Origin of the sequence: Pseudomonas sp. QC2 (assembly GCF_002859085.1) — a bacterium.
Lineage (GTDB): Bacteria > Pseudomonadota > Gammaproteobacteria > Pseudomonadales > Pseudomonadaceae > Aquipseudomonas > Aquipseudomonas petroselini.
The window spans coordinates 906,565-913,497 of record NZ_PKKS01000023.1; the positions used below are offsets into that span (position 1 = coordinate 906,565).

General features: G+C 63.0%; 5 protein-coding genes. 1 reads left to right on the forward strand and 4 read right to left on the reverse strand.

What is annotated here, in order from left to right:
• Positions 1–123: 123 nt before the first annotated feature.
• The 4 genes from QCBJ_RS25045 to QCBJ_RS25060 form a co-directional block, all read right to left on the reverse strand.
• Positions 124–1,059: a LysR family transcriptional regulator gene (locus QCBJ_RS25045; RefSeq protein ID WP_046034538.1), complete on the reverse strand. Its 936-nt coding sequence runs from the start codon at positions 1,057–1,059 to the stop codon at positions 124–126.
• 137 nt (positions 1,060–1,196) lie between these two features.
• Positions 1,197–2,384 (reverse strand): cyanate transporter, encoded by a 1,188-nt coding sequence (locus QCBJ_RS25050; protein WP_102061817.1) that lies wholly within the window; start codon positions 2,382–2,384, stop codon positions 1,197–1,199.
• Positions 2,385–2,587: 203 nt separating this feature from the next.
• Entirely contained in the window at positions 2,588–4,030 is a 1,443-nt protein-coding gene (locus QCBJ_RS25055; protein ID WP_102061818.1) for an aldehyde dehydrogenase family protein, read from the reverse strand.
• Positions 4,027–5,652: a 5-guanidino-2-oxopentanoate decarboxylase gene (locus QCBJ_RS25060; protein ID WP_102061819.1), complete on the reverse strand. Its 1,626-nt coding sequence runs from the start codon at positions 5,650–5,652 to the stop codon at positions 4,027–4,029. The genes QCBJ_RS25055 and QCBJ_RS25060 overlap by 4 nt, the downstream gene beginning before the upstream one ends.
• A gap of 112 nt (positions 5,653–5,764) precedes the next feature.
• Between QCBJ_RS25060 and QCBJ_RS25065 the strand changes: the two genes are divergently transcribed.
• Positions 5,765–6,637, forward strand: coding sequence for a LysR substrate-binding domain-containing protein (locus tag QCBJ_RS25065; protein WP_093543810.1), 873 nt, complete (start codon positions 5,765–5,767; stop codon positions 6,635–6,637).
• Positions 6,638–6,933: the final 296 nt, after the last annotated feature.

A 6,933-nucleotide genomic window follows, 5' to 3' on the forward strand; every position in this document is an offset into this window, starting at 1 on the left:
CACCATCAACTGTGGCGAGGGAGCTTGCTCCCGCTGGGCTGCGCAGCGGCCCCAACATCTTGGGAGCGCTTCGCACTGGAGCGCCAGCCCGGTCCAACGGGAGCAAGCGGCTCGCCACAGACGTTAGAGTAACCCCTGATCCGCGCACACCTTCACCACCTGCTCACGAAACCAGGTATTGGCACTGTCCTGTTCACTGGTTTCATTCCACTGCATCTCCAGCGTGAACCCCGGCAAGCCGTTGGGCACTTCGCAATGGCCGAACACCGTCGCCGGCGCCAGCAGTTTTTGCACGCGGCGCGGCAGGGTGACGATGAAGTCGGTGCCGGTGATCATCTTCAGCGCCGCGCCGTAGCTGTTGGCGCGGGCGATCACTTGGCGCTTGTGCGCCTGGCGCGCCAGCCAGCCGTCGATCATGTTGGTGTCGGAGGTCCACGGCGTGGGGAATACATGGCGCCGCTCGACGAAGGATTGCAGGCTGAAGGCCGCTTCCCGCGGTGCCGAGCGCTTATCGAAGACGCACACCAGATCGTCCTCCAGCAACATCTGGGTGCGGAAGTCTTTATGGGCACGGTGGAAGTTGGGGCCGAAGCAGATCACCAAGTCCAGGCGGCCCTCACGCAGGTCATCGGCGGGGATGTCGGTTTCCAGTTTCTGCACATTGACGATCACCGGCAGGTCGGCGTGATCGAAGTGTTTCAACAGGCGCGGCAGGATCAACTGTTCGAAGTATTCCGGCGCGCAGACATTGAACGTCACGGCTTTCTGGGTCGGGTCGAAGGCCTGGCCACCGGCGTGGCACAGGTTGATGCTTTCGAGGATCTTCTGCACATGGCCGTACATGGTGGTGGCCTTGTACGTCGGCCGCATGCCCGCCCGGGTGTTGATAAACAGTTCGTCTTCAAAACTGGTGCGCAGCTTCTTCAAGCTGTAGCTCACGGTGGACTGGCTGACAAACAGCGTTTCGGACACCTCGGTAACGCTGCTCTGATCGTAGACGGCGATAAACACCATCAAGTCCTGCATATCGAGTTTTCTGAGCAAGTTACTGTTTAACATCGGTTTCGTCCGTAAACCCGTTGTACCGAACTCAGTACAAGACAGCGCAAAAGCTTAACGGAACGGACGTGCCAATAGAAAGCGCTGTAGGGCATTTCTATGTTTGCTGTGGGACAAATACTGTTTGCAACACGACCTCAGCGGATATGGTGCGCGTAATGCTTGGGGTTAAAACGCACGACGATCAGCAGCATCACCACGATCACTGCCGTCAGCGACCACCAGGCCCATTCGAAGCTGCCCAGCTGGTCGCGGATCATCCCGGCGATCAGCGGCGACAGCCCGGCAATCAGGTAGCCAATACCTTGCACAAACGCGGTGAGGCCACCGGCGCGGCGCGGGTTGTCGAGGTGGTCGAGGGAGAGGATCAGGCTCATCGGGAACAGGCCGCCGATGCCCAGGCCGAGCAGGCAAGGCCACAGCAGGCTCAGGTGTTGCGGGCTGAGGATCAAGCCGCAGAAACCGAGGATGATCAGCACCAGCAGCACGGCCACCACCCCGCGTTTATCCTGGCGGCGGTTGGCGATGGCGGGCGTGACCAAGCCGGACACCACTTCCATGGCCGTCAAAAAGCCCAGCAGCAACCCGGCGTTCTGTTCGCTCCAGCCTTGCTCAACGTAGTACGGCGCGAGCCAGGCGAGTACGCAGGTATAGGACGCGGTGCCCAGGCCAAAGAAGACTGCCAGCAACCAGGCGCGGCCATTGCCGAAAAACGATTCTTGAGGGCCGCCGCCGGCTTGTGGCAGGGGCGGCAGCGCTGAGCGCTGCGCATACCAGAACACCAGGGCCAGCACGGCGAGCACGGCCCAGATCGCCAGGCCAATGCGCCAACTGCCGGTCTGCACTTGCACGAAGGGCGCAAACGACGCCGCCAGTGCCGCACCGCCCATGATCGCGGTGACGTACAGGCCCATGAACAGCGAGACGTTATCGCTGAACCGCGATTTGATCAGCGCCGGCATCAACGCCTGGATCATCGCAATCCCCACCCCGGCGGCGATGGCGCTGACGATCAACTCCAGCGCCGAGTCGAGGAACAACCGCGACAGCGTGGCCACGCCAATCACCAACAGCGACACCACGATGCTGCGGTGCTCGCCAAAACGCTTGGCCAGGCCCATGCCAAAGAACATCGCCAAGCCCATGGCCATCACCGGCAACATCGTCAGCAAGGCGGCGCTGCTGAAACTCAACGGCACATCGGTGCGAATCGACGACAACAGCGGGCCCACGGCGGCCATCGACGGGCGCAGGTTGAGGGCGACCAGCACGACGCTGATCATCAGCCACAGGGCGGTGGTGGGTTTGGTGTGAACGGTTTCCATGGGACGGCCTTGAGTGAACAAGGGGGCATCAGGCCATGGGCGGGGGAGTGGGGCAAATGAGAAAGTCGCTAGGTCTATCTAAAAATTGCGCTGATCAACATGTGGGAGAGGGCGAGCCCCCGATAGCAGTGGTTCAGTCAGAACATTGTTGACTGACACACCGCCATCGGGGGCAAGCCCCCTCCCACATTTGACCTGCGCCCTCAGTTGGATCTGATCACATGCTTGATCTCCTGAAACGCCGCCAACCCCCACGGCCCTAGCTCGCGGCCGATGCTGCTCTGCTTGTAACCGCCCCACGCCGCTTGCGCAAAGATCACTTGCGGCGCGTTGATCCACACCAGCCCGGCCTGCAAGGCATTCGCCACGCGCTCGGCGGTTTCGTTGTCACGGCTGACCACGCTCGCCACCAAGCCGAAATCGCTGTTGTTGGCCAGTGCGATGGCCTCGTCCTCAGTCGCGAACCGTCGTACACACAGGACTGGGCCGAAGATTTCTTCGTTCCACAATGCGCTGTCCAGCGGCACATCGGTAAACACGGTGGGGCGAATGAAAAAGCCCTTCGGCAGATCCGCCGGGCGCTCACCGCCGCAGAGCAAACGGGCGCCGTCTTCGATGCCGCGCTGGATATGCCCCAGCACCCGCTGATACTGCACGCGGTTGATCAGCGCGCCCATTTCTACTTCATCGGCAAAGGGATCGGCCACGCGAATGCTTTCAGCGCGTGCCTGAACACGCTGCAGGAATTCATCCGCCAGGCTGTCAGCCACCAGCACGCGACTGGTGGCTGAACACATCTGCCCAGCGTTGAAAAATCCACCGCCACAGGCCAGTTCCACCGCCAGGTCCAAGTCGGCATCCGCCAGCATCAACAATGAAGATTTGCCGCCCAATTCCAGGCTCACGCCCTTGATGGTTTCGGCCGCGCGTTGCATCACCTGCACACCGACGGCGTTACTGCCGGTAAAGGAGATCTTCGCCACTCGACGGTCTGCCGCCAACGGCGCGCCGACGTCTAGGCCGGTGCCACACACCAGGTTGAACACCCCGGCCGGCACGCCTGCCTCGGCGATAATCCGCGCCAACTGCAACTCCGCCAACGGTGTGACTTCCGATGGCTTGAGCACCACGCAGCAACCGGCCGCCAGGGCCGGGGCGAGTTTCCAGGCGGTGGTCACCATGGGGAAATTCCACGGCACGATCAGCCCCACCACGCCGCACGGTTCGCGACGCAGGCGTGCGCTGAAGTCAGCGCTGGGCAGCGCCACCGGGAGGTCCTGGCCGGCGTCCAGGTCGTCGGCCACCGTGGCGTAATACTCGAAGGTGGCGATCGCGTCGTCCACATCGATCGCGGCTTCAAATAGCGGCTTGCCGTTGTTGCTCGACTGCAGGTGCATCAACTGTTCGCGCTGCTCGCCCACGCCCTGGGCGATCCTGCGCAGCAGGGCGGCACGATCGCGGCCGGTGCTTTTCGACCAGTCGGCGAGGGCTGCGCTGGCGGCGTCGACCGCCAGGCTCACGGTGCCCGCATTGCCGACGCTGACCTGGGCCAGGATGGCCTCGGTGGCCGGGTTGATCACCTCCAGCACGGCTTCTCCGGCACGCCACTCACCGTTGATATACACACCGTTCACGACCGGGCTCATTGCGCCACCTCCCGCATCCACTGGCCTTGGTCGATTTCAATCAGTGTCGGCCCCTGGCGATCAGCGGCGTTGCGCAATGCCGTGCGCAGTTGCTCGATGCCCTGGATGCTTTCGGCCGCACAGCCCAGTGCCTTGGCCACACCGATAAAGTCCGGGGTGTAGATGTCCACGCCGACCGGCTCGATGGCACGGTTGAGCATGTATTTCTTGATCTCTTCATAGCCGTGGTTATTCCACAGCAGCACGATGATCGGCGTGCGTGCTTCCACGGCGCTGGCCAGTTCCGGCAGGGTGAATTGCAGGCCGCCGTCGCCGATCAGGCACACCACCGGTTGCCCATCGCCACGCCCCAGCCAGGCGCCGATAGCGGCGGGCAGGGCGTAGCCCAAGGTGCCGTAGCCGGTGGACGAGTTGAACCAGCGGCGCGGGTGGTCGAGGTTCAGGGTCAGGTTGCCGCTGTACACCGGTTGGGTCGAGTCACCGACCAGCACGGCGTTGGGCAGTGTGTCCAACACAGTGTCGAGGAACAGGGTTTGCGCACGGGTGGCGGCGTCCCAGGCAGGGTCCAGTTCGGCCCACAAGCGTGCGACACGTTCAGCGCCCCAGGCACTGTTGCGTGGCGGCAATGGTTGGCTGCTCAGCGCATGCACCAACGCCTCGGCGGCGATCTGTGCGTCGGCCACCAGCGCCACCTGTGGCGGGTAGTTGCGCACGGTCTGGTCCGGGTCGATGTCGATGCGCAGCAAGGCTCCGGGAATCTCGAAACCGGCGGCGAAGGTGACGTCGTAGTCGGTCTCCGCCAGCTCGGTGCCGATGGCCAACACCACGTCTGCTTCGGCCACCAATGCACGGGTGGCGACCAGGGTCTGGGTCGAGCCGATCAGCAGCGGGTGGCGTGCGGGCAGCAGGCCTTTGGCGTTGATGGTCAGGGCCACCGGCGCGCCGAGCGCCTCGGCCAATTGCGTCAGTGCCGGGGCCGCGTCGATGGCGCCGCCACCCGCCAGAATCAAGGGCCGCTTGGCCGCCGCGAGCAACTGGCTCATCTGCTTGACCGCCGACGGCGCCGCACCGGCACGGGCCACGCTGACGGGCTCACTGCCGAGCAGTGCGTCGGCATTTTCCACCAACACATCCAGCGGGATTTCGATATGCACCGGTCGTGGTCGCCCGGCCTGGAATAACGCAAAGGCCCGCGCCAACACGCCGGGTAATTCCGCCGCCGACATCAAGGTGTGGGAGAACGCCGCCACGCCGGCCATCATCGCGCCCTGGTTCGGCAGCTCGTGCAACTTACCGCGCCCGCCGCCTAATTGGCTGCGTGACTGCACGCTGGAAATCACCAGCATCGGGATCGAGTCGGCATAGGCCTGGCCCATGGCGGTGGTGATATTGGTCATGCCGGGGCCGGTGATGATGAAGCACACGCCGGGCTTGCCACGGGTGCGCGCATAACCGTCGGCCATGAAACCGGCGCCCTGTTCGTGGCGCGGGGTGACGTGACGGATGCTGGAACGGGCCAGGCCGCGGTACAACTCCACGGTGTGCACGCCAGGGATGCCAAACACCTGGTCCACGCCGTAGCCTTCCAGGAGGTTGACCAATACTTCGCCGCAGGTCGCCATAGAGGTCGCTCTTGTTATGGATTCGAGGCGCTATTGGAGCGGCTGGCCGGTAGCGACAACAATCGATAAAAAGTCATACTAGCCATGTCCTCACGTCATGGCTCCGCCTGTTATGAAACGCCTCCCGCCACTGCCTGCGCTGCACACCTTCTGGGTCACGGCCCAGTGCTGCAATTTCACCCGCGCCGCCGAGCAATTGCACATCACCCAAGGCGCGGTGAGCCGGCAGATTGCCGGGTTGGAAAGCCATTTGGGCTACGCGCTGTTCCAACGCCAGGCGCGCGGCTTGAGCCTGACCGAAGAGGGCCGCGAATGGTCACTGCGCGCCCACCAGGTGTTCGGCCTGATCAGTGAGGCGGTCGAGCAGATCGGCAATCGCCGCCAGACCCTGCAACTCAAGGCCTCCACCTGTGTGATGCGCTGGCTGCTGCCGCGCCTGATGCAATGGCAGCGGGAGCGCCCCGACGTGCCGGTGGAACTCACCACCACCGTGGCCTACACCGTGGACTTTCGCCGTGAGCAATTCGACGCGGCGGTGATCTATGCGCCCATCGCCGAGCAGTCGGCCGAGGCCCGGCACCTGTTCGATGAGCAACTCACCCCGGTCTGCGCGCCGGCGTTGCTCGGTGGCTTGCACACACCGGCCGACCTGCAGCAACAGGTACTGCTGCACCCCACGCGCGATGAGCGGGATTGGGCGTTGTGGCTGAAGGCGGCGAATACGCGGCTGAACAATTTGAGCCAGGGGCATCATTTTGAAACGCTGGATCTGGCGATGACGGTGGCGTCCCAAGGTTCGGGCGTGGCGATTGGCGACAGTGCGTTGATTGGCGAGGATTTGAAAGCGGGGCGGTTGGCGACGCCGTTTGAACTGAGGGTACCGACGGGGATGGGGTATTACCTGGTGTATCCACCGGACACCAAGCCATCGGCGGGGCTCGAAGCCTTAATGGTTTGGTTAGTGAGCCAAGCACAACAACCGTAGCGCTGAAGATCAACTGTGTTGTGTCAGTAGCCGACGGTGAAGCGTTCGGTGCGAGTGCTTGGGCGATTCAACGTTTCCAGCGACTTGAAGATCCCAATGTGGGAGGGGGCTTGCCCCCGATGGCGGTGGTTCAGTCAACGATATTCCAACTGACCCACCGCTATCGGGGGCAAGCTGAACTGGCCTAATGATTTTGGACACTTCAATCGGGCGCTATGATAGCGCCCAAATCTGAGGTGTTTGGATATGCGTAAATCTTATTCGAGTGAGTTCAAGCTCAAGGCTGCCAGCATGGT

What these genes read in the sequence shown, in the direction of transcription:
- QCBJ_RS25050 (WP_102061817.1), bottom strand. Translation starts at nt 2,384, where the DNA reads ATGGAAACCGTTCACACCAAACCCACCACCGCCCTGTGGCTGATGATC.
- QCBJ_RS25045 (WP_046034538.1), bottom strand. Translation starts at nt 1,059, where the DNA reads ATGTTAAACAGTAACTTGCTCAGAAAACTCGATATGCAGGACTTGATG.
- QCBJ_RS25060 (WP_102061819.1), bottom strand. Translation starts at nt 5,652, where the DNA reads ATGGCGACCTGCGGCGAAGTATTGGTCAACCTCCTGGAAGGCTACGGC.
- QCBJ_RS25055 (WP_102061818.1), bottom strand. Translation starts at nt 4,030, where the DNA reads ATGAGCCCGGTCGTGAACGGTGTGTATATCAACGGTGAGTGGCGTGCC.
- QCBJ_RS25065 (WP_093543810.1), top strand. Translation starts at nt 5,765, where the DNA reads ATGAAACGCCTCCCGCCACTGCCTGCGCTGCACACCTTCTGGGTCACG.